Raw genomic sequence first — 21,493 nt, 5'->3', positions numbered from 1 at the left:
GATGGACAAAGGCATTCTCAAGAACGTAGCGATCAACTTTTTCGGGCTGGTGTTGCCGACTTTCGTCTCGCTCGTGACCGTGCCGTCGTATATCAAGCTGCTCGGCGTCGAGCGCTACGGCGTGATCAGCCTCGTGTGGACGCTGATCGGCTACTTCGGGATACTCGATCTCGGCATGAGCATGGCCGCGCAGAATCACATCTCGAAGGCGCGCGCAAGCGGCGACAAGGACGAGAGCGCGCGCGTGTTCTGGAGCGCGACGTGGCTCAATCTCGCGACCGGCGTGATCGGCGGATTGATCATCTATTTCGGCGCGTTTCTCTACACCGCGTATTTCACCAAGGTGTCGCCCGAGCTGCAGCACGAGGTGTATATGGCGCTGCCGTGGCTCGCGGTGGCGATTCCGATCGCCAACGTGTCGTGGGTGTTTGCGGGCGCGATCAACGGCGCGGAACGCTTCGGCGTCTATAACACCAATCAGACCATCGGCACGTTTCTGTTCCAGTTGCTGCCGCTCGGCGCCGCGCTGTGGATGGGCGCGACCTTGCAGAACGTGCTGGCCGCAGCGGTGTTCGCGCGGATCGTGGCCGCGCTGCTGCTGGGCCGCTCCGCGGTGAAAGTGCTGGAGATCCGCCGCATTCTGCCGCCGCAATTCGGCGTGGCGAAGGGGCTTTTCAATTTCGGTGGCTGGATGCTGATTGCGAGCGTCACCACCATGATCGCCGACTCGCTCGATCGCGTGATGCTCGGTACGAGTCTCGGCGCGCGTTTCGTCACGTATTACACGGTGCCGCAAAACCTCGTGACGCGTCTGAATATCGTGCCGACGGCGCTGGTGCGCACGCTGTTTCCAAGGCTCTCCGCAGTCGGACGCGCCGACGCCGACACCATCACCCAGCAGTCGCTCGAATTTCTCAACGGCGTGTTCACACCCGTCGCGCTGGTCGCGATGCTGGTGCTCGAGCCGTTCCTGCACCTGTGGGTCGGCAACGAGATCGCCACCGTGGCGGCGCCGGTGGGCCGCATCATGATCGTCGCCGTGTGGCTCGTCGGCCAGGCGAACGTCACGCGGATTCTGATCCAGTCGCAGGTCAATCCGGCCACGGCCGCGCGCGTCGGTTTGTTCGAATTGCCCCTGTTTGCAGGGGCATTGTGGTTCGGCATCACGCATTTCGGTCTGACCGGCGCGGCGGTGGCCGTGGCCGGCCGGGCGCTGTTCGACTACGCCGTGTTGCTGCGCCTGTCGGCGATTCGCGCGAAGCAGATCGCGCTCGACATGCTCGCCCACCTTGCCTTTCTGCTGGCCAGCCTGTGGCTCGCCAGCTTCCTGCCGAGTCTCGCAATGGCGATTGTTGCCGGCGTATTGATGGTAGGCGCGAATGTCGCCTGGTCGATCACGATGACACCCGCCTTGCGCGATCTTGCGCGTTCACTGCTGTTGCGACTGAATCCGAGGAAAAGCGCATGAACCACGAAGTCCTTGAAGAAGCCGTGCTGCAACCCGCGACGCGCAGCGCACTGGCCGAACTCACCACCGTTCCCGGCGTTCAGGCGCCGCCGCGGCGCGCCGCGTTGCGCGCCGATAAAACAGTGCGCGTTGCGATCGTGCACGACTGGCTCGTCACCTATGCAGGGGCGGAGAAGGTGCTCGAACAGATCGTCGCGTGCTTTCCGGACGCGGATCTGTTCAGTCTCGTCGATTTTCTCGACGACCGCAGCTTTCTGCGTGGCAAGTCCGTCACGACCTCGTTCATCCAGAAGCTGCCGCTCGCGCGCACCAAGTACCGCTCGTATCTGCCGTTGATGCCGCTCGCGATCGAACAGCTCGACGTGTCCGCGTACGACGTGGTGATTTCGAGCAGCCACGCGGTCGCCAAGGGCATTCTGACCGGCCCCGACCAGGTGCATATCAGCTACGTGCATTCGCCGATCCGCTATGCGTGGGACTTGCAGCATCAATATCTCAAGCAGTCGAAGCTGACCAGCGGCCCGAAGTCGGCCATGGCGCGGCTGATTCTGCACTACATGCGCAACTGGGATATCCGCACCTCGAATGCGGTGGATGGTTTCGTCGCCAATTCCGAGTTCATCGCGCGGCGCATCAAGAAGGTCTATCAGCGCGATGCGCAGGTGATCTTTCCGCCGGTCGATGTCGAAGCCTTCGCGCTCTGCACCGACAAGGACGACTTTTATGTGACTGCCTCGCGCATGGTGCCGTACAAGAAGATCGATCTGATCGTCGAGGCGTTCGCGCGCATGCCGGAGCGCAAGCTCGTCGTGATCGGCGACGGTCCCGACATGCAGAAAATCCGCGCGAAAGCGGGGCCGAACGTGGAGATCATGGGCTACCAGCCGTTCAAGGTGCTCAAGGACCGCATGAGCCGCGCCAAGGCCTTCGTGTTCGCCGCGGAAGAAGACTTCGGCATTTCGGTGGTCGAAGCGCAGGCGTGCGGCACGCCGGTGATCGCCTACGGCAAGGGCGGCGCGCTCGAAACCGTACGCGATCTGTCCGAGCCGCGGCCCACCGGCATGTTCTTCGACGAACAGAACGCCGAGTCGATCATCGCCGCGGTCGAGCGTTTCGACGGCCACGTGAAGCGTTTTTCGCCGGTGGATTGCCGCGCGAACGCCGAGCAGTTTTCCGCCGCGCATTTCCGCGAGCGCTTCTTCGCGCATGTGCGGGCGGCCGTGCCGGCGTTGCGTACGGCGACGCTGCCGCCGTACGTGCCGTATAAAGCGCCAACCGTTGCGAACGGTCCGCGCATTCTGGCCGTCGATCAAAGCGGCGTGCTCGGCGGCGCCGAACTGTCGCTGCTGGAAATCGTCAAGGCGTTGCGCTCGCGCATCGAGGTCGTGCTGTTCGACGACGGCCCGTTCCGCACCGCGCTCGCCAAAGCGGGTGTGGCCGTCGACGTGCTGGATGCGGGCGCGCTGCGCCATGTTCGCAAGCAGGGCGGTTCATTGCCGAAGGGCCAGGCGCTCAAGGGCCTGCTGTCGCTCGTGCGCGCCACGGCCAAACGCGCGCGCAAGGTCGACGTGATCTACGCGAACACGCAGCGCGCCATGGTGATCGGCGCGATCGCAGGCAAGCTGGCGCGGCGCCCGGTGGTCTGGCATCTGCGCGATATCGTGAGCCCCGAGCATTTCGGCGGCAAGCAACTGGCGATCATCAAATGGTGCGCGCGTCTGGGCCTCACGCATGTGATCGCCAATTCGGCCGCGTCGGCGCGCGCATTCGCCGAGCTCACGCAGTTCGACGAAAAACGCATCGACGTGGTGTTCAACGGCATTTCCGCCGCGCCGTTCGACGCCTTGCGCCCGGTGCCGCAAGCGACGCTGCGCAAGCGCCTCGGCTTGCCTGAGGATGCGTTTCTGGTCGGCTCGTTCAGCCGCCTCGCACGCTGGAAGGGGCAGCACGTGCTGCTCGAAGCGATGGTGCTCAACCCGCAGATGCATGCGGTGCTAGTGGGCGCGCCGCTCTTTGGCGAGGACCAGTACGAGATCGAACTGCACGCGTTCGTCGCCGCGCACAACCTCGGCGGCCGTGTGCATTTTCTTGGCTTCCAGCACGATATCGCGGCCTGCATGTGCGCGGTCGATGCGGTCGTGCATACGTCGATCACGCCGGAGCCGTTCGGCCGCGTGATCGTCGAAGGCATGCTGGCGCAGCGGCCGGTGGTGGCGGCACGCGCGGGCGGCGTGCTGGAGATCATCGACGACTACGAGAACGGCGTGCTGTGCACGCCGGGGGACGCGCACGGCCTTGCCGACGCGCTCGCTGAATTGCGCTCGAACGACGAACTGCGCAACCGGCTGGTCAGGAACGGCTATCAAACGGCGCTGAGCCGGTTCGGCACCGCAACCTATGTCGAGGGTGTCGAGCGGATTCTGAAGCGCGTGGCGGGGCCGAAAACGGCTTAGGAAGGTTTTTACGCGGGGGTAGGCAGGGACATGGCCAGTCCCTGCCGTTGGCGCAGCGGAGCGAAAGTCTCACGACGTTCGCTCCGTTTTTTTATCGCGTGGTTTTGAGGCCTTGGTTCAAGCCTTTTTCAAAGCCGCTTTCGGCTTGAAGCTGGCCGACCATTTCATGGCCGGCAGTTCGACCAGCCGGTAGAACACATAGGCCACCGGCACGGCCACCAGCATGTAGCCGAACGACGGCCAGATCGACATTTGCAGCGACGAGCGGAATAGCAGCGACGACAACAGCACGAAGATGGGCAAATGGATCAGATAGAGCGAGAAACTGAAGTCACCGAACCGCCCGAGCAGACGCGTGCCGAACGCAGGGCCGCGGTCCGCGTTGCCGCGCTCCAGCGCCTTGTACAGATAGAACGCGAAGCCGATGGCCCAGAGCTGGAACGCACCGTACTGGCCGAAATGGAACGCGGCGCAGCCGAGCGCGACGAACCCCGCAGCGAGCGCGTAGAGCCACACCGAGGAGCGAGCCTGCGGCGCGCGACGGGCACGGGCGTCGGCGATCCACGCGCCGAGCGTCCACGAAAACCAGTACGACGTGAAGAACTGAATGTCATGCCGTTCGAGCACGTAGGCGGACACCACGTTGATGACCGCGACGATCGCCAGCACGGAGGTCATGCCGATGCGCCGGCGCAGTGCGAACAGTAGCGGATAGATCGCGTAGAACTGCACTTCGAGCGAGAGCGTCCAGAGCGCGCCGTTCGAGCCGAACGTCTTGCCGGCCACGCCTTGCAGCGAAAACAGATTGACGAGGAAAGCCTGCAGGCCGATCTCGCGGATCTTGTGACTGACGGGCGGCAGTTGCAGGCTGAACCAGTCGAGCGCGAAGGTCAGCACCAGTGCGGCGAGCAGCACGGGATAAATGCGCGCAAAGCGGCGCACCCAGAAATTGCCCGTATCGAGCCGGTAAGCGGGATTGCCGGCCAGGCGCAGCGCGCCGCCGCGGTGAATGCAATAGCCGCTGATCACGAAGAAAATCGGCACGCCCGCGGAGCCCCAGGCAATCGGGAACGTCAAATACGCGGCAATCGAATTCAGACTGAATGCGTGGCCCACGCTCTGGTGAAACGCCTGCATGCCGACCCATTCCACCTGGCGGCAATGAAAATACGCCACCAGCAGCGCGGCAAAGCCCCGCATGGCGTCGATGACATGCTCCTTGCCGGCGCTGTCGGCGCGCGCTTCGCTCTGGGCGCGCGGCGTGGCGGCCGTGCGAGGCGGGGAGAGGGGCAGGGATGAGCCGGCGGCATCCAGTGCTGAGTCGCTCATGCGCGGTCCTTATTCTGACGGAGGAAAAACGAATTCGCGCGGGCGCCATACGCGCCTGCGGTGCATGACATGCTAGTGCACAGCGCGGGTAAAAAATCGATAAAAAATTGCGTGGTGAATTGAATTAATTGGCGATTTGTGACGAATTGTAATTGAGCATAAGCAGATGCAGCAGCGAATTATTTACCGCTTTTGTCGTGCTACTTTAAGCCACGGATTCTCTTGACCCGAGGTGAAGTCATGAACCTGCATTTACTCGCCGGCATTGCCGTGCTGCTGATCCTTGTCGCTGCCTCCGCCTATCGGGAGGCGCTGCGCAACGAGCCCATCCGCCGTTTTCGGATGAATCCGGGCAAGCTGCCGCAGCTCGACGAGAACGAATAACGCGGGCCTGAAGAGCCGCGAGGCGCGCCCGTGATCCATCCGCAGGCGCGCCTGGCGCATCTGAAGGCCAGTTGTCAGGATATGTAAAATTTTCGGAATTGCCGGAAAATAAATCGATTTCAATGCGTAATTGTTGCCCGTCGTTTGTCACGATGCGGCATATTGACGAAGAATAGATTTATTTATTCCAATTGAGGAAATTTCACATACGGACTGGCGTCATTTTTTGCTAGTCTTTCCGGCGACATCGATTGGCCGCCAGGCCCGCGAACACACCAATTTCTAACCGATGTGGGAATGCCTACCATGCTGAAAGTCACCAAAGCCGTGTTTCCCGTAGCGGGCCTCGGGACACGATTCCTGCCGGCAACCAAAGCAAGTCCTAAGGAAATGCTGCCGATCGTCGACAAGCCGCTGATTCAATACGCGGTCGAAGAAGCGATTGCCGCCGGCATCACCGAGATGATCTTCGTGACGGGCCGCAGCAAGCGCGCCATCGAGGATCACTTCGACAAGTCCTACGAGATCGAAGCCGAACTCGAGGCGCGTAACAAACAGAAGCTGCTCGATCTGGTGCGCAGCATCAAGCCGGCCAACGTCGACTGTTTCTATGTGCGTCAGGCCGAAGCGCTCGGCCTCGGCCACGCGGTGCTGTGCGCGGAGAAACTGGTGGGCGAGAGCCCGTTCGCCGTGATTCTGGCCGACGACCTGCTGCACAGCTCGAAGCCGGTGATGAGCCAGCTCGTCGATACGTTCAATCACTATCACAGCTCGGTGATCGGCGTGGAAACCATCGCGCGCGAAGACAGCCGCTCGTACGGCGTGGTGGATGGCCGCGAGTGGGAAGACAACGTGATCAAGCTGTCGGGCATCGTCGAGAAGCCGGCACCGGACAAGGCGCCATCGAATCTCGGCGTGGTGGGCCGTTATGTGCTGATGCCGACCATCTTCAAGCATATCCGCGCGTTGAAGCCGGGCGCGGGTGGCGAACTGCAATTGACCGACGCGGTGCAATCGCTGCTGACCGAGGAGCAGGTGCTCGCGTATCGTTATTTCGGCACGCGCTTCGATTGCGGCAGCAAGCTTGGTTATCTGAAGGCGACGGTGGAATTCGCGCTGCGCCATCCGGAAGTGAAGGCGGAATTCGAGGCCTATCTGCAGGCATATATGCAGACCAATATGCAGGACGGCGTGCCGGCGCAGTATGCGGCGGAAGCGGCTTAAGCGGCGTCACTAGTCGCTGCGAACTCACCACGCAGAGGTAACGCGCAGCAGCACCGCGCGCATTAAAACGGGCGCCGCAAACCACGCGGCGCCCGTCTTTTTTTCACCCGACCCGCGCATCGCGCGCGGCCCGGCAAACCCGCTGTCAAACTTCCTTCTTCACTTCCAGCCGGAACTTATGCAGCAGCGGTTCCGTGTAACCGCTCGGCTGCTGACGTCCTTCGAACACCAGCGCCTGCGCGGCCTTGAAGGCGATCGTATCGAAGCCCGGGGCCATCGGTTTGTAGAGGGGGTCGCCGGCATTCTGCTCATCCACCACCTTCGCCATACGCTTGAACGTCTCTTCGACGAGCTCGCGCGTCACCACACCGTGATACAGCCAGTTGGCGATGTGCTGACTCGAAATGCGCAACGTAGCCCGATCTTCCATCAGGCCGACGTTGTGAATGTCCGGCACCTTCGAGCAGCCTACGCCCTGATCGATCCAGCGCACCACGTAGCCAAGGATGCCCTGCGCGTTGTTGTCGATCTCACTGCGGATCTCGTCGTCGCTCCACTTCGCCTCGGCGACGACCGGAATCGTCAGCAAGCCGTCGAGCAGTTCGTCGCGCGCCGTCGCGTATTCCGTGCGTTCCAGTTCCCGCTGAACCTTTTGCACGTCGACTTGATGGTAATGCAGCGCATGCAGCGTGGCGGCGGTCGGCGAGGGCACCCATGCAGTGTTCGCACCGGCCTTCGGATGCGCGATCTTCTGTTCGAGCATGGCGTGCATCAGATCGGGCATCGCCCACATGCCCTTGCCGATCTGCGAGCGGCCGCGCAGGCCCGCGCTCAAACCGACCAGCACGTTGCTGCGCTCATAAGCGGCGATCCAGGCGCTCGACTTCATGTCGCCCTTGCGCATCATCGGACCGGCCTCCATGGCCGAGTGCATTTCGTCGCCGGTGCGGTCGAGGAAACCCGTGTTGATGAACGCGACACGCTCCGACGCTTCGGCGATACAGGCGAGCAGGTTCACGCTGGTGCGGCGCTCCTCGTCCATGATGCCCATCTTGATCGTGTTGCGCGGCAGCTTCAGCAGGTCTTCCACGCGCGCGAACAGCTCGCTCGCGAAGGCGACTTCGGCCGGCCCGTGCATCTTCGGCTTGACGATATAGATCGAGCCGGTGCGCGAATTCAACTGGTGCTTGCGGTCGTGCAACGCGCACAGCGTGGTGATGACCGCGTCGAGAATGCCTTCCGGAATCTCGTGGCCGTCTTTGGTCAGCACCGCCGGATTGGTCATCAAATGACCCACGTTGCGAATGAACAGCAGCGAGCGGCCATGCAGCACGACCGGCGCGGTGCCGTTCGCGGCGGTGTACACGCGGTCGGCGTTCAGCCGGCGCGTGAAGGTCTTGCCGTTCTTCGTGACCTCTTCGGTCAGGTCGCCGGTCATCAGGCCAAGCCAGTTGCGGTAGAGCAGGACCTTGTCGTCCGCATCCACGGCCGCGACCGAGTCTTCACAGTCGATGATCGTGCTCACCGCCGCTTCGACCACCACGTCCTTCACATGCGCCGAATCGGTCTTGCCGATCGAATCGCTCGCATCGATCTGGATTTCGAAGTGCAGGCCGTTGTGCTTGAGCAGCACGGCGGACGGCGCGCTTTCCTCGCCCTGATAGCCGATGAATTGCGCCGGCGTCTTCAGCTCGCTCGTGCCGTTCTTCAGCGTGACGATCAGCTTGCCGCCCTCGACGCTATAGCGCGTGGCGTCGGCATGCGAGCCGTTCGCGAGCGGCGCGGCCTGGTCGAGGAATTTGCGGGCATAGGCGATCACCGCGGCGCCGCGCACCGGATTGAAAGCCTTCTGCTTTTCCGCGCCGCCCGTCTCGGGGATCGCGTCGGTACCGTACAGCGCGTCGTACAGGCTGCCCCAGCGCGCGTTCGCCGCGTTCAGCGCATAGCGCTGATTCGACAGCGGCACCACGAGTTGCGGGCCGGCCTGTTCGGCGATTTCGGTGTCCACGTTGTCGGTCGTGGCTTTGACGCTGGCAGGCACGGGCACGATATAGCCGATGCCTTCGAGAAACGCACGGTACGCTCGCAGATCGCGCACCGGACCCGGATTGGCGCGATGCCACTTGTCCAGTTCGGTTTGCAGGCGGTCGCGCTCGGCGAGCAACGCACGGTTCTTGGGCGCCAGCTCGTGCACGAGGGCGTCGAAACCTGACCAGAATGCGGCGCTGTCGATTCCGGTGCCGGGCAGGGCTTCGGTTTCGACGAACTGGTCGAGGTTGGCGGCGACTTGCAGTCCGCCGCGCGTGTTCATCTGAGTCATCGACTGCTCCATCTATCTGAATGGGGCCGATGAGGGGGCATCGGCCCGCGTTGTGCAACGGTTAGCTTGATTGTTTCATGGCGGCCGCTTTGGTCGGTTTGCGAACCACCCGCAAACTCAAGCGGCGATGGCCTGAATACCCGCCTTGGCGATCTGCGCGTCCTGATCCGACTTGACGCCCGACACGCCGACCGCGCCGACCACCTGGCCGTCGACGATCACCGGCACGCCGCCTTCCAGCGTGCCTTGCAGCGGCGCGCTCAGGAAAGCGGTGCGGCCGTTGTTGATCATGTCTTCGTATACCTTGGTTTCACGGCGGCCGATCGCCGACGTGCGCGCCTTTTCGGTCGCGATGTACGAGCTGGCCGGCGCGCTGCCGTCCAGACGCAGCATGCCGAGCTGATGGCCGCCATCGTCGACCACCACGATGGCGACGGCCCACTGGTGTTTCTCGGCTTCCGCGCGGGCGGCTTCGAGAATGCGGGTCGTTTCGGCGACGGTCAACACGGGTTTGCTCAGCATAATGAATTTCCTGGTTTGGTTATGGTAAGGATGCTTCTACACGTTCTATCCAGTGGCGCGCGGGAGTGCGGCCGCGTTGATGTTCGGTGACAGCGCGGATTGCACGCAGCCTTCCAGGATCCACATTGTGCGCGGATGCCGCGGCGCCGGCCTTGTCATTGCCCGAGCGCTTTGCTTGGGGATTTTACGTCCAAGCGCGGCCGGAAGAAACGACGGCATCGCCCCGGGCGGTCTTTGGCGGCTCGTTTGGCCGACATTCCGGCTGGAACGATGAGCGCGGAGGGCTTTACAATCAGGCATCAAACACAAGAATGCGCACGCTCCCCACGTGCATACCCACGCCATGCCGACCATCAGCGAGCTATTCGTCTATCCGATCAAATCCTGCGCGGGCATTGCGCTGCCTGAGGCACGCCTCTTTGCCACCGGCCTCGAATACGACCGCTGCTGGATGGTCACCGACCCGGCCGGCGCCATGCTCACGCAGCGCGCGTATCCGCGCATGGCGCTGATCAAGGCCGAAATCGGCGCCGAGGACCTCATGATCCGCGCGCCCGGCATGAGCGAGTTGCGCACGCCGCTGGAAAGCGCGCGGCTCGAGACGCCGCACGCGGTAGAGACCAAGGTCTGGCGCGACGCCGCTTACGGGCTCGACACCGGCGAGGCGTGTGCCGCGTGGTTCTCGACGTTTCTCGGCGTGCCCGCGCGGCTCTTGCGCTTCAATCCCGAACGCGAGCGCATTGTCGATCCGGACTACACGGGGAGCGTGGGCGGCGCGACCACCCATTTCGCCGATGGTTTTCCGCTGCTGGTGATCGGCCAGGCGTCGCTCGACGATCTGAACACGCGCCTGAACGGCAAGGGCGCGCCGTCGATTCCGATCGACCGGTTCCGTCCCAACGTGGTGCTGACGGGGCTCGATGCGTACGAAGAGGACTATGTGGAGACGCTGAGCGTCGACGGAGACGGGGACACGGGCGCGGGCGTGCAGTTGCAACTGGTCAAACCGTGCTCGCGCTGCCCGATGCCGACCATCGACCAGGCGAAAGGCGCGCCCGATCCGGAATGGCCGAACGAGCCGACCGATACGATGAGCGTCTACCGCGCGAATCCGCAGCGAAACGGGGCGATTACGTTCGGCAACAATGCGCTCGTCGCGAGCGGGGCCGGGACGTGGCTGCGCGTGGGGCAGGCGGTAGAAGCGGAATTGGGCTTCGGCGATTGAGGGCGGTGACGGGGTAAAACGCGGTTAAAACTCGGTTAAACCTCGGGCACGGGAACTGCGCGCAAAGCCAGGGCACCTGCCTGGACAACACCGGCTAATGCCGGACACGCCCGGTCAACGCCGCGAGAATCACCGGCATCGGCACCGGCTTGACGAAGTGATGGTTGAAGCCCGAGCGCAGCGATTCGCTCTTTTCCTCGGCGCGCTCGAGCCCGCTGACCGCGACCAGCGTGGGCGCAGGGACATCGCCCACGTAGCGGATTCGCCGCGCCACCGCGCGCCCGTCCAGACGCGGCATTTCGACGTCCAGCAGCGCGGCCTGTGGATGCCATGCGCAATATTGAGCCAGCGCGTCGAGGCCGTTGCGCGCGGTCCGGACTTCGAAACCATGCGCGCTGAAGTAGAGTACGTAAGCGGCCAGCAGGTTCGCGTCGTCGTCAGCGATCAGAAGGCGTGCGGCTGGGTGATGGGCCATCTGATTTCCCTCAGGTTGTGTTCCTGATAGTGAGCAATTTGAAGTCCCGATAGAATCGATACTCGATAAAGTGTTTTTTCCAGGCCAGATCGGCAAGGGTGCGCAGTTCCGCTTCTTATGAATAATTTACCGATCGGCAACGCCGAAGACGCCGACATCGCGCGCGATATCGAAGCGGTTCAGCGTATCGATGCCGTGCCTTCCATCCTGCGCATGATCTGCAAGAACACCGGCATGGGCTTTGCCGCGGTGGCCCGCGTCACGGAGCAGCGCTGGACGGCGTGCGCGGTGCAGGACGAAGTGAACTTCGGTCTGGCGGCGGGCGGCGATCTGGACCTGCACACCACGCTGTGTTTCGAGTCGCGCGCCGCGCGGGCCTCGATCGTCATCGACAATTTCCACACGGATCCGGTTTATCACGGCCATCACACGGCGCAAATCTACAAGCTGGGCAGTTATATTTCCGTGCCGATCATTCTTCCCGACGGCAGCTATTTCGGTAATCTCTGCGCGATCGACCCGAATCCCGCCGAGGTTTCGAATCCGCGCACCTTGCGCATGTTCGAGGTATTTGCCGACCTGATCGCGATCCAGCTTGCCAACGAAGGCCGCCACCAGGCCACTGAGGCCGCGCTGCGCCATGAGCGGGAAAACTCCAGTCTGCGCGAGCAGTTCATCGCCGTGCTGGGGCACGACCTGCGCAATCCCTTGTCGGCGGTGAGCGCGACAGCCGAACTGCTGTCGTTGCGCAAGAACGAGCCCGATCTCGTGAAGATCGGCCAGCGCCTGAAGTCCACCACCTTGCGCATGGCTCGCCTGATCGACGACGTGATGGATTTCGCGCGTGGCCGGCTCGGTTCGGGCATCGGCGTGTCGATTGACGACGTCGACGATCTGGCGATGGCGCTGCGGGTGGTCGTCGCCGAAGTGCGCGAGGCCAATCCGGATCGGCTGCTCGCCGACGATCTCGCCATCTCCGCGCGCGTGCGCTGCGACCGCACCCGTGTGCAGCAGTTGCTTTCGAACCTGCTCGGCAACGCGGTGACGCATGGCGCGGCGGAGTTTCCGGTGCGGGTGCGGGCACGCATCGAAGACGATGAACTCGTGCTGAGCGTCCTGAACGGCGGCAACGCGATTGCACCGGAGAGCTTGAGCAAGGTCTTCGAACCCTACTGGCGTCCGGCGACCAGCAAGCCCGGCGGCGGCCTCGGACTCGGCCTCTATATCTGCAAGCAGATCGTGAGCGCGCATGGCGGCACGCTCGAAGTCAGATCGTCCGCGCAAGAGGGCACGTGCTTCGTCGCAAGACTGCCGACCGGCGTTTGAGCTTGATCGGTTGAGAAGCGCGCAGACGGCTCGTCAGGCGGCCTGTGCGATTGCCTCTCGCGCGTTCTGCACGTCCGCCTGCATCGCAGCAGATTCGTCGCGCCATGCGTTGTCTCTCGCCCACGCATGCTCGACGCTCTCGCCGATCGCGCTGCCCACCAGAATCACCGCCGGGCTGCCGAAGCCCGCGCGCGTCGCATCCGCGGCGAGCCGATCGAGGCGGCTCACGAGACGCCGTTCGTTGCTGCCACCGGCCCATTGCACGACGGCTGCGGGCGTATCGGCCGGCAGACTCGCGAGCAATGCCGTCGCGATGCTGTCGATGCGCCGCATCCCCATATAGATTGCCAATGTGGTCCGCGTCGCGGCCAAGGCGGCCCAGTCCGGCTCGCCGTGATCTTCCGTGTGCGCGGTGACGAAGCTCACGCCGTGGCAATGGCGGCGATGCGTGAGTGAGATGCCGAGCCCCGCGGCGGCCGCGAACCCCGACGAGATGCCGTTGACGATCTCCACCGGAATGCCGGCGCCGCGCAAGACCGCGAGCTCTTCGCCCGCGCGTCCGAACAGCAGCGCTTCGCCGCCTTTCACCCGCACCACGTGCAAGCCCTTGAGCGCATAGCGCTGCATCAGGCGTTCGATAAACGCTTGCGGCGTTGACCGGCAGCCGCCGCGCTTGCCCACACGAATCACGCGTGCTTGTGGCGCCAGCGTCACGATCTCGGGATTCGCGAGGTCGTCGAGCAGCACGACATCGGCGGCGGCCAGCGCTTTGGCGGCCTTCAGCGTGAGCAGATCGAGCTCGCCGGGGCCGGCGCTCAATAAGGTGACCTTGCCGGTATTCGTGTTCATCGCGGTATCTATCACGGTGTCCTTCGCTTCTGTGTCGGCCGGCGATCGCTGTTTCGCCGGCGCCAAATAAAAAACGGCGTCCGCTCGTGATGGTCACGAGGGGACGCCGTTGTCTGTTTAATGCCTGGTGTGCCGGTGTTTCGCTTCAAGCGCGGCGAAACACAGCGTTGTGTTTCGTCTGCATCGGTGTGTGCGACATGTCATGGCGGCCGCGTTGCCGCCATGAACTCGCCACGGCTTACGCAAGGACTACGCCATCCATCAACGAAGTGCGCTTCACGCCTTGCCACACCTCGCGAATAACGCCTCCAACAGTCGCGCCACGCACCGTTCGCGGGCCCGCACCTCGCACGTGCGGGGTGCTGCGTCGCACCATCCATGTGCCTCGCTGCATCAAAACGCGTCGCGCGTGCGCTGCGCCGCGCAGCTGTGCCATGGGCCGCAAAGCCCCGCGCCACGGCCTCTTTGCGAGCATTTCACGCAACTGGCACAGGCTTTGCATTAAGCCTTGCCATCGGATCAACGTGGATCCGGCGCGAGTTAACACAAAGTACTCGCTGCAGGACAGGTCAGGACAACGGCGTCCCCCGAATTCAGTCATCGACTGGGTTCGCGGGACGCCGTTTTTTATTTCCGGAATTCGTTTTCGCCCCATGCCATACGGCGTCGCTCGCAACCCAGCACATTGAGGAAACCGCGGTCATGAAAATCATCGTTATCGGTCACGGGATGGTCGGTCACAAACTGATCGAGTGCCTCGCACAAGACGCCGCGCACGGCCTCGACATCACGGTGTTGTGCGAAGAATCGCGTCCGGCCTACGACCGCGTGCACCTGTCCGAGTTTTTCGCGGGCAAGACGGCGGACGATCTGTCGCTGGTCGAGCCGGGTTTCTTCGAACGCCAGAACGTATTGCTCAAGCTGAACGCGAAGGCCGTGGCGATCGATCGCGATGCGCGCACCGTGACGGTATCGACGGGCGAAACGTTGGCTTACGACAAGCTGGTCTTCGCGACCGGCTCCTATCCGTTCGTGCCGCCGGTGCAAGGCCGTGAGCGCGCCGATTGCTTCGTGTACCGAACCATCGACGACCTCGAAGCGATGCGCGAATGCGGCGCGCGTTCGAAGACAGGCACGGTGGTCGGCGGCGGACTGCTCGGTCTCGAATGCGCGAAGGCGCTGCGCGACATGGGTCTGCAAACGCACGTGGTCGAATTCGCGCCGCGTCTGATGGCCGTACAGGTGGACGATGGCGGCGGCCGCGTGCTGCGCACCAAGATCGAAGAACTGGGCGTAACGGTGCACACGCAGAAGAACACCACGGCGATCGTCGACGGCGAAGCGGGCACGCACCGCATGCAATTCGCGGACGGCAGCCACCTCGACACCGACATGATCGTGTTCTCCGCGGGCATCCGTCCGCGTGACGATCTGGCTCGCGACAGCGGCCTGGCGCTCGGCCCGCGCGGCGGCATCGTGATCGACAACGCGTGCCGCACCAGCGATCCGCACGTCTATGCGATCGGCGAATGCGCACTGTGGAACGGCCAACTATTCGGCCTCGTGGCGCCGGGATACGACATGGCCCGCACGGTGGCGAAGCAATTGCTCGGTGATACGGCCGAATTCGCCGGCGCCGACATGAGCACCAAGCTCAAGCTGATGGGCGTGGACGTGGCGAGCATCGGCGACGCGCACGGCAACACGCCGGGCAGCCGCGCCTATCAGTTCAGCGACGAACGCAAGCAGGTCTACAAGAAGCTGGTGGTGTCCGAGTGCGGCAAATATCTGCTCGGCGGCGTCATGGTGGGCGACGCCGGCGAATACGGCACGCTGTTGCAAATGATGCTGAACCGCATCGAATTGCCGGCATCGCCTGAATTCCTGATTCTGCCGCAAGCGGACGGCAATGCGAAGCCCGCGCTCGGCGTCGATGCCTTACCCGCTTCCGCGCAGATCTGCTCGTGCAACAACGTCTCGAAGGCCGACCTGTGCGCCGCCGTGTGCGCGGGCGCCACCGACATCGGCGCGCTCAAGTGCGCGACCAGCGCCGGCACGTCGTGCGGCGGTTGCGTGCCGCTCGTCACGCAGGTGATGAAGGCCGAGATGAAGAAGCAGGGGCTCGCGGTCACCAATCACGTCTGCGAACACTTCGCGTACTCGCGCCAGGATCTGTATCACATCGTGCGCGTGGAAGGCGTGCGCAGCTTCGGCGAATTGCTCGCGAAGCACGGTCACGGTCTCGGCTGCGATATCTGCAAGCCGGTGGTGGCGAGCGTTCTAGCGTCGTGCTGGAACGAGTTCGTGCTGAAGAAGGAGCATGCCTCGCTGCAGGACACCAACGACTATTACCTCGCCAACATTCAGCGTGACGGCACCTATTCGGTCGTGCCGCGCATGGCGGGCGGCGAAGTCACGCCCGACGGCTTGATCGCGGTCGGCCAGGTCGCCAAGAAATACGGCCTCTACACGAAGATCACCGGCGGTCAGCGCGTCGATCTGTTCGGTGCGCGCGTCGAGCAATTGCCGCTCATCTGGGAAGAACTGATCGCCGCCGGTTTCGAATCCGGCCACGCCTATGGCAAGTCGCTGCGCACGGTGAAGTCGTGTGTCGGCTCGACGTGGTGCCGCTATGGCGTCGGCGATTCGGTGGGTCTCGCGGTCGAGATCGAGAACCGCTACAAGGGCCTGCGTACCCCACACAAGATCAAATTCGGCGTGTCGGGCTGCACCCGCGAATGCGCGGAAGCGCAGGGCAAGGACGTCGGCATCATCGCGACCGAGAAGGGCTGGAATCTCTATGTATGCGGCAACGGCGGCATGAAACCGCGCCACGCCGAACTGCTCGCGTCGGACCTCGATAAGGAGACGCTGGTGCGCTACATCGACCGTTTCCTGATGTTCTACGTGCGCACCGCCGACCGTCTGCAACGCACCAGCGTGTGGCGCGAGAACCTCGAAGGCGGCCTCGACTATCTGATCGACGTGGTCGTCAACGATCGGCTTTGCGTGGCCGGCGAACTCGAGTCGGAGATGCAGCACGTGGTCGACACCTACGAATGCGAATGGAAGAAGGCCGTCACCGATCCCGAAACGCGCAAGCGCTTCCGCCATTTCGTCAACAGCGGCGAGTCGGACAGCAACGTCGCCTTCGTCGAGGAGCGCGGCCAGATCCGGCCGGCCACGCTCGCCGAGCGGCGCTCGAAGCTCGCCGCGATTCCTGTTGTCGTTGAAACCGTTTGATTGAACCGCACCATTCACCGAGGACTTCCGTCATGAACAACGATCGCCTGCCACGCTCCTGGACGCCGGTTTGCCCGCTCGACGACATCGCGCCCAACACGGGTGTTTGCGCGCTCGTCAACGGCGAACAGGTCGCGGTTTTTCACGTGAACAAGGGCGACGCGGACAGCATCGTGTACGCGATCGAGAACTTCGATCCGGGCTCGCAGGCGGCGGTGCTCTCGCGCGGATTGATCGGCAGCCTCGGCGAGCGGATCGTGGTGGCCTCGCCGATCTACAAGCATCACTTCGATCTGCGCACTGGCGAGTGCCTCGAAACACCGGCGCATTCCGTCGGTGCGTTCGCCGCGCGCGTGGAAGACGGCCAGGTGTGGGTCGCGGTTTGAGCCGCTGATTTGTCTGAAACCTTTTCGAACGACTTTGCCCGCCATGTCCTCCACTAGCGTAAAAACCGTGTGCCCTTACTGCGGCGTTGGCTGCGGCATGGTGCTGCACGTCGAGGACGGCCAGGTCGTGAAAATCTCCGGCGACAAGGAGCATCCGGCCAACTTCGGACGGCTGTGCACGAAAGGGCAGTCGGCGCATGTCGCGTTGCGCAAGTCGGGACGTCTCGAAGACGCATTCGTGCGTCACGCGCGCGGCCAGGACCCGGCGCCGCTGCCGATGGCGCAGGCGATCAGCACCACGGCGGCGCGTTTGCGCGGCCTGCTCGATGAGCACGGGCCGGACGCGCTGTCGTTCTACGTCTCCGGTCAGATGTCGATCGAAGCGCAGTACCTCGTCAACAAGCTCGCCAAGGGCTTTGTCGGCACCAATAACATCGAATCGAATTCGCGCCTGTGCATGGCGAGCGCGGGCAGCGGCTACAAGCTGTCGCTCGGCGCGGACGGCCCGCCGGGATCGTACGAAGACATCGACCACGCCGACCTGTTCTTCGTGATCGGCGCGAATATGGCCGACTGTCATCCGATTCTGTTCCTGCGCATGATGGATCGCGTGAAGGCCGGCGCCAAGCTGATCGTCGTCGATCCGCGCCGCAATACGACCGCGGAGAAGGCCGATCTCTTCATGCAGATCAAGCCGGGCACCGATCTCGCGTTGCTCAACGGCCTGCTGCATCTGCTGCACGAAAACGGCCATACGGATGCCGCATTCATCGCCGAGGCGACCGAAGGCTGGGACGCGATGCCAGCGTTTCTCGCCGACTACACGCCGGAGCACGTCGCGCGGATCACCGGCCTCGCCGTCGAGGATATCCGCGAGGCCGCGCGCATGATTGGCAGCGCCAAAGAGTGGATCAGTTGCTGGACCATGGGTCTGAATCAAAGCACGCACGGCACGTGGCACACCAACGCGATCTGCAACCTGCATCTGGCGACGGGCAAGATTTGCCGGCGCGGCAGCGGCCCGTTTTCGCTGACGGGCCAGCCCAATGCGATGGGCGGCCGCGAGATGGGTTACATGGGGGCGGGCTTGCCGGGGCAGCGTTCGGTGCTGGTCGAAGAAGACCGCGCGTTTATCGAAGACCTGTGGCGCATTCCGACGGGCTCGCTCAAGCCGCAGGTCGGCAACGGCACGATCGATATGTTCGCGCGCATGGCGGCGGGTGAGATCAAGGCGTGCTGGATCATCTGCACCAATCCGGTGGCGAGCGTGGCGAATCGTCAGAACGCGATCGACGGATTGAGCGCGGCGCAACTCGTGATCGCGCAGGATGCGTTCCTCGATACCGAGACCAACCGCTACGCCGACGTGCTTCTTCCTGGCGCGCTGTGGGCCGAGGCCGAAGGCGTGATGATCAACTCCGAGCGCAATCTCACGCTGATGCAAAAGGGCATCGAGCCGCCGGGCGCCGCGTTGCCGGATTGGCAGATCATCGCGCGCGTCGCGTGTGAAATGGGTTTTGCCGATGCCTTTACTTATGCGAGCGCCGAGGAAGTGTTTGCGGAAATCACCCGCGCGTCGAATCCGAAGACCGGCTACGACCTGCGCGGCGCGAGCCATCGCCGCCTGAAAGAAACGCCGTTGCAATGGCCGCTTGCATCGGATGATGCTGCCGATCGCAATCCGGTTCGCTATATCAACGACGGCGTGAGTCAGACGCTCAAGGAACGGCCGGACGGCAGCCGTCCGCGCTTCGTGTTTCCAACGGCGAGCGGCAAGGCGGTGTTCTTCGCGCGCGCCTACGCGGCGCCGGCTGAACTGCCGGATCGTGAATTCCCGATCGTGCTGAATACGGGCCGCTTGCAGCATCAATGGCACACGATGACCAAGACCGGCAAGGTCGCGATGCTCAACAAGCTGAACCCGGGCCCGTTCGTTGAGATCCATCCCGAAGATGCCGCCACGCTCGGCATCAAGGCAAAAGATCCGGTGGAGATTCGTTCGCGCCGGGGCCGCGCGGTGTTGCCGGCTGTCGTGACTGAACGCGTGAGCGCGGGCAACTGTTTTGCGCCGATGCACTGGAACGACGTATTCGGCGACGACCTGTGCATCAACGCGGTGACGAGCGACGCCATCGACCCGGTCTCGCAGCAGCCCGAACTCAAGTTCTGCGCGGTCGCGCTGAGCCCGGTGGCGCCCGAGCGCGTCGAGCCTTTCCTGAATGACGACGATGCATTGTTGACCGATGCATCCGTTGCGGTTGCCGCGAGCGTGGCGCCGGCCAACACCGTATCGGCAAGCGCCGAGGATCTGGATATGCCCCGTATCGATGCACTCACCAGCCTGTTGCAGTTGCCGTCGACACCCGCGCCTTCGTTCACCGATCAGGAGCGTGTCTATCTGGCCGGCTTCGTGAGCGGACTGCGCTCGGCGGAAGCGCAAGGCATCGACCGCACGCCGGTTCTGCCGGGCAACGCGCCGTTCGATACGACGAGGCGTCTTTACGTGGATGGTTTGTTGGCCGGTCTCTATAGCCGCAGCGCGACTACGCCCGCCATTGCACTTGCGGCGTCGCATGCCGAAGCTTCGCACGCATCCGGTGTGCGCATCGTGCGAGCGCGGCCGAAGGTCACGTTACTGTGGGCCTCGCAAACCGGCAACACCGAGTCGCTGACCGAAGCCTATGCCACGCGGCTAATGGAGTCGGGCTTTGAAATCCGCACGTCGTGCATGGCGGACTATCAAGCTTCGACGCTTGCCAAAGCCCAATACGTGTTGCTGATGACGAGCACCTTCGGCGACGGCGATCCACCCGACAACGCACAAAGTCTATGGACGCAATTGAGCGGCGAAAGCGCGCCGCGGCTCGACGGCGTGCGCTTCGCGGTGCTCGCTCTGGGCGATCGCAACTACGACCAGTTCTGCGGCCACGGCCGCCGCCTCGATGAGCGGCTCGCCGAGCGGGGCGCGCTGCGTTTGATGGAGCGCGTCGATTGCGATGGCGAGTATCAGGAGAGCGCGGACGCGTGGCTCGAACGCATCATCGTGCGTATCAAGGAAGAGGATGCCGCGCTGTATGCCGTGCCGCCGGGCGGCATGATCAACGCGGTGGTGCCGGGCACGGTGCCGACCAAAACGCGGCCGGCCGCGTCGCGGCTCGTTAGCAATCTGCGCCTGAACAAGCCGGGCGCGGCGAAAGACACGCGCTACTTTTCGCTGAGCACGCGCGATTCGGGACTCGAATACGAAGCAGGCGATGCGCTCGGCGTATGGCCGAGCAACTGCCCGGAACTGGTCGACGAATTGATCGCGCTGAGCGGCGTGAACGCGGATGCCGCGGTGAACGTGTCAGGCGTCGGCGAGATGCGTCTTGCCGATGCACTCGGCAAGCACTACGAGATCGCGCGCCCGAATCCGGATCTGCTCGCGTTCGTCGCCGCGCGCAGCAACAACGGGGCGCTGCGGGATCTGCTGTCGCCCGAGCGCAAAGCCGATCTCAAGCAATGGTTGTGGGGCCAGCAGATCGCCGACGTTTTGCATGAATTTCCAGTGAGCCTCACGGCAGCCGAATTGACCGGCCTGCTCAAGCGTTTGCAGCCGCGTCTGTATTCGATTGCGTCAAGCCCGAAGGCGCACGCGGGCGAAGTTCATCTGACCGTTGCCGCGGTGCGCTACAGCAATGGCCGGCGTCATCGCAAAGGCGTGTCGTCGACGTTTCTCGCCGACCGTGCGGGCGATGTCAACGTGCCCGTGTTCGTGCAGAAGTCCGCACACTTTCGTCCTCCTCATGGTTCGGACACGCCGATGATCATGGTCGGTCCCGGCACCGGCGTTGCACCGTTTCGCGGCTTTCTGCACGAGCGGCGTGCACGCGGCGACACGGGGCGCAACTGGCTCTTCTTCGGCGAGCAGCACGCTGCCTCGGATTTCTACTATCGCGACGAACTCGAATCGATGCGCGACAGCGGCGTGCTGAACCGGCTCGATGTCGCGTTCTCGCGCGATCAGGCGGACAAGGTCTATGTGCAGGACCGTATGCGCGAGCAGGGTGCGCAATTGTGGTCATGGCTCGAAGACGGTGCGCATTTCTACGTATGCGGCGACGCCAACCGGATGGCGAAGGATGTCGACGCGGCGCTCAAGGAGGTGGTGGCGCGGCACGGCTGCATGAGCGATGAAAAAGCCCTCGACTACGTGAACCGTCTCGCGCAGGAAAAGCGCTACGCACGCGACGTTTATTGATGGCCGCGGGGTTGTCAGCGCGACGAACACGCTCGCCGCTTCAAGGTTT

14 protein-coding genes are annotated in these 21,493 nt (G+C 63.6%); 9 read left to right on the top strand and 5 right to left on the bottom strand.

Features of this window, described 5'->3' with window-relative positions; translation table 11 throughout:
* Nucleotide 1: 1 nt before the first annotated feature.
* Both P0D80_RS21585 and P0D80_RS21580 read left to right on the top strand, forming a co-directional pair.
* Nucleotides 2-1,468 (top strand): flippase, encoded by a 1,467-nt coding sequence (locus P0D80_RS21585; protein WP_132374642.1) that lies wholly within the window; start codon nucleotides 2-4, stop codon nucleotides 1,466-1,468.
* Nucleotides 1,465-3,921 carry a glycosyltransferase family 4 protein gene (locus P0D80_RS21580; RefSeq protein ID WP_408175417.1) on the top strand — a complete coding sequence of 819 codons (2,457 nt, stop codon included), beginning with the start codon at nucleotides 1,465-1,467 and terminating at the stop codon, nucleotides 3,919-3,921. Before P0D80_RS21585 ends, P0D80_RS21580 begins: the two co-directional genes overlap by 4 nt.
* Before the next feature lie 117 nt (nucleotides 3,922-4,038).
* Here the strand turns inward: P0D80_RS21580 and P0D80_RS21575 are convergent, their stop codons facing one another.
* Nucleotides 4,039-5,250, bottom strand: coding sequence for an acyltransferase family protein (locus P0D80_RS21575; RefSeq protein ID WP_132374640.1), 1,212 nt, complete (start codon nucleotides 5,248-5,250; stop codon nucleotides 4,039-4,041).
* 240 nt (nucleotides 5,251-5,490) lie between these two features.
* Between P0D80_RS21575 and P0D80_RS21570 the strand changes: the two genes are divergently transcribed.
* Together P0D80_RS21570 and galU are read left to right on the top strand one after the other, a co-directional pair.
* A complete protein-coding gene (locus P0D80_RS21570; RefSeq protein WP_165923841.1) occupies nucleotides 5,491-5,634 on the top strand; it encodes a hypothetical protein in 144 nt (47 codons plus the stop codon).
* A gap of 306 nt (nucleotides 5,635-5,940) precedes the next feature.
* Nucleotides 5,941-6,858: a UTP--glucose-1-phosphate uridylyltransferase GalU gene (gene galU, locus P0D80_RS21565; RefSeq protein WP_132374639.1), complete on the top strand. Its 918-nt coding sequence runs from the start codon at nucleotides 5,941-5,943 to the stop codon at nucleotides 6,856-6,858.
* Between the two features lie 145 nt (nucleotides 6,859-7,003).
* Here the strand turns inward: galU and P0D80_RS21560 are convergent, their stop codons facing one another.
* Complete coding sequence (locus P0D80_RS21560; RefSeq protein WP_408286629.1) at nucleotides 7,004-9,178, bottom strand: malate synthase G; 2,175 nt, start codon at nucleotides 9,176-9,178, stop codon at nucleotides 7,004-7,006.
* 117 nt (nucleotides 9,179-9,295) lie between these two features.
* Nucleotides 9,296-9,700, bottom strand: a complete 405-nt coding sequence (locus P0D80_RS21555) for a heme-binding protein (RefSeq protein ID WP_132374637.1) — start codon at nucleotides 9,698-9,700, stop codon at nucleotides 9,296-9,298.
* Between the two features lie 343 nt (nucleotides 9,701-10,043).
* Here P0D80_RS21555 and P0D80_RS21550 point away from each other — a divergent pair, with 343 nt between their 5' ends.
* On the top strand, nucleotides 10,044-10,925 hold the full coding sequence (locus tag P0D80_RS21550) for an MOSC domain-containing protein (protein ID WP_408286627.1): 882 nt from the start codon (nucleotides 10,044-10,046) through the stop codon (nucleotides 10,923-10,925).
* 94 nt (nucleotides 10,926-11,019) lie between these two features.
* Here the strand turns inward: P0D80_RS21550 and P0D80_RS21545 are convergent, their stop codons facing one another.
* Complete coding sequence (locus P0D80_RS21545; RefSeq protein ID WP_132374635.1) at nucleotides 11,020-11,400, bottom strand: response regulator; 381 nt, start codon at nucleotides 11,398-11,400, stop codon at nucleotides 11,020-11,022.
* A gap of 117 nt (nucleotides 11,401-11,517) precedes the next feature.
* Here P0D80_RS21545 and P0D80_RS21540 point away from each other — a divergent pair, with 117 nt between their 5' ends.
* On the top strand, nucleotides 11,518-12,726 hold the full coding sequence (locus P0D80_RS21540; RefSeq protein ID WP_408286625.1) for a GAF domain-containing sensor histidine kinase: 1,209 nt from the start codon (nucleotides 11,518-11,520) through the stop codon (nucleotides 12,724-12,726).
* Nucleotides 12,727-12,759: 33 nt separating this feature from the next.
* On the opposite strand, the gene cobA is transcribed toward P0D80_RS21540, so the two are convergent.
* On the bottom strand, nucleotides 12,760-13,575 hold the full coding sequence (cobA, locus tag P0D80_RS21535) for a uroporphyrinogen-III C-methyltransferase (RefSeq protein ID WP_408286623.1): 816 nt from the start codon (nucleotides 13,573-13,575) through the stop codon (nucleotides 12,760-12,762).
* A gap of 702 nt (nucleotides 13,576-14,277) precedes the next feature.
* Here cobA and nirB point away from each other — a divergent pair.
* Genes nirB through P0D80_RS21520 form a run of 3 tightly spaced genes read left to right on the top strand, consistent with a single transcriptional unit; the run spans nucleotide 14,278 to nucleotide 21,444 of the window.
* Nucleotides 14,278-16,818: a nitrite reductase large subunit NirB gene (gene nirB, locus P0D80_RS21530; protein ID WP_408286621.1), complete on the top strand. Its 2,541-nt coding sequence runs from the start codon at nucleotides 14,278-14,280 to the stop codon at nucleotides 16,816-16,818.
* Between the two features lie 32 nt (nucleotides 16,819-16,850).
* Nucleotides 16,851-17,204 carry a nitrite reductase small subunit NirD gene (gene nirD, locus P0D80_RS21525; protein WP_408175409.1) on the top strand — a complete coding sequence of 118 codons (354 nt, stop codon included), beginning with the start codon at nucleotides 16,851-16,853 and terminating at the stop codon, nucleotides 17,202-17,204.
* Nucleotides 17,205-17,247: 43 nt separating this feature from the next.
* Nucleotides 17,248-21,444 carry a bifunctional nitrate reductase/sulfite reductase flavoprotein subunit alpha gene (locus P0D80_RS21520; protein ID WP_408286619.1) on the top strand — a complete coding sequence of 1,399 codons (4,197 nt, stop codon included), beginning with the start codon at nucleotides 17,248-17,250 and terminating at the stop codon, nucleotides 21,442-21,444.
* The last annotated feature ends 49 nt before the right edge of the window (nucleotides 21,445-21,493 follow it).

It is taken from the genome of Paraburkholderia sp. RL17-373-BIF-A (assembly GCF_046030175.1).
Taxonomy (GTDB): Bacteria; Pseudomonadota; Gammaproteobacteria; order Burkholderiales; family Burkholderiaceae; genus Paraburkholderia.
This window is presented reverse-complemented; position numbering and strand designations above follow the sequence as displayed.